At 66.2% G+C, this 1,419-nt stretch carries 2 protein-coding genes; both read right to left on the bottom strand.

From position 1 onward, the window contains the following. Window positions 1-105: 105 nt before the first annotated feature. Window positions 106-438: a c-type cytochrome gene (locus V7Q48_RS13950; RefSeq protein ID WP_333838874.1), complete on the bottom strand. Its 333-nt coding sequence runs from the start codon at window positions 436-438 to the stop codon at window positions 106-108. Between the two features lie 113 nt (window positions 439-551). Then, window positions 552-749: a hypothetical protein gene (locus tag V7Q48_RS13945; protein ID WP_333838873.1), complete on the bottom strand. Its 198-nt coding sequence runs from the start codon at window positions 747-749 to the stop codon at window positions 552-554. Between the last annotated feature and the right edge of the window lie 670 nt (window positions 750-1,419).

The following is a 1,419-nucleotide window of genomic DNA, read 5'->3' as shown; positions in this document are numbered from 1 at the left end:
TCACGGCTGAAACACGGGTTCGATTCCCGTAGGGGTCACCAGGCAAAGCACCGCCCGCGGGCGGTTCCCCTCTTTCATCGGCTACTTCGCCCCATCGGCCATGCGCTATTTCGCCGCGGGTTTCAGCCCTGCGGCATAGGCGGCGACCTGCGCGCGTTCCATCGTGGTGAGCGCCGTGGCGACCTGCCGCATCTGGGCATTGTGTCCATCTGGACCGGCATAATGCTCGAGCCGCGCAACGATGAAGTCTGCCGGCTTGCCTGCGAGGGCGGGCACCTTCAGCGCCGGATTGCCTTCGAGATGCGTGCCATGGCACGCGCTGCAGGGCGGTGCGCCCGAAGGTGCGCCCATCATCGCGATCCTGCGACCGACGGCGGCCTGCGCATGGGATATCCCGGGCATGGCAATCAGCAGGCAGGCAAGTAGGGCAGTTTTCATGGCAGACCTCGTGTGATGGACGGGCTGCCAATCTAGTGCATCAGAACGAGGTGCGGCCCCCTACTTGGGGAGGGCTGGACCACGCCTCCACCACGCGAACCGATGGCGTCCGGTCAATGAATCTGCGCGGATTGCACCAGCGGCGGAATGCCCGCGATCCCCTCGGCGTGGCCACCGACGAGTTCCTTGCGCATCAGATCCAGCACCATCGAGAGGTGCGCGGCCGCGAGGGACGCGCCATGCACGTCGAGCAGGGCGAGCGAGCCCTCCAACATGGCGAACACGTCGTCGAGCGAGCCATCACGGGTCATCACGATCTCCTTGGGACGCGCGGGATCTCGGGCTGGGGGAGCCTCGTGCCGGTGGCGGTCGGCTCGTGATCCGGCTGCCTGCCCGGCCGACCCCAGCGCCTTTGGCGGGAGGCGTGGTTCGGCAGGGACACCTGCCCTGGGCTGCCGCGGGGCAAGCCGGTTGTCGGGCGCTGCGCGGTGGGATCGATCCAAACGCTTCACGCTGAGGTTCTCCCGTGCGGACGCCGATGCGATCGTGGCGCAGCGCCGTTTTGCCATGTGGCCGATTTGCCGTGAGGCCGTTTTGCCATTTGATTGTGTGCGACGATGCGATGTTCGATGCATCGCTTCATCCGGCTTACGCGGCAGGGCCAGGTGCAGCCACGGATTTCGCCGCAAGATTGGCGCAATTGTCATCGAAGGCCGCTATGCCCGCACGTCCCACCTGCCCGGGAAACCCTGCAATGCCCCTGAATTCTGCGGATCCTTGGCTTTCATTATGCGAACCACGGCCAGCAATGTCCGCCCGAAATGGAAGCAAAACCTTGAGATCGCACGGCCTTGCCGTCCCCGCCCGGCATGGATTCGCAGCATCGGGGCTCGGCGCTTGCCGGAACCGCCGCCTATCGCTTAACAGGCCGTGGTCCCACCGGCCTGTCGCCGGGATTGCCGTGCCCCCTGCCCCGCCCCC

This window comes from Novosphingobium sp., from assembly GCF_036803765.1.
Taxonomy (GTDB): domain Bacteria; phylum Pseudomonadota; class Alphaproteobacteria; order Sphingomonadales; family Sphingomonadaceae; genus Novosphingobium.
The sequence above is the reverse complement of the archived record's forward strand: the minus strand, read 5'-3'. Positions and strand labels throughout refer to the sequence as shown.

Excerpts from the sequence above, each read along its gene's own strand:
- V7Q48_RS13950 (WP_333838874.1), bottom strand. The coding sequence starts at position 438 with ATGAAAACTGCCCTACTTGCCTGCCTGCTGATTGCCATGCCCGGGATA.
- V7Q48_RS13945 (WP_333838873.1), bottom strand. The coding sequence starts at position 749 with ATGACCCGTGATGGCTCGCTCGACGACGTGTTCGCCATGTTGGAGGGC.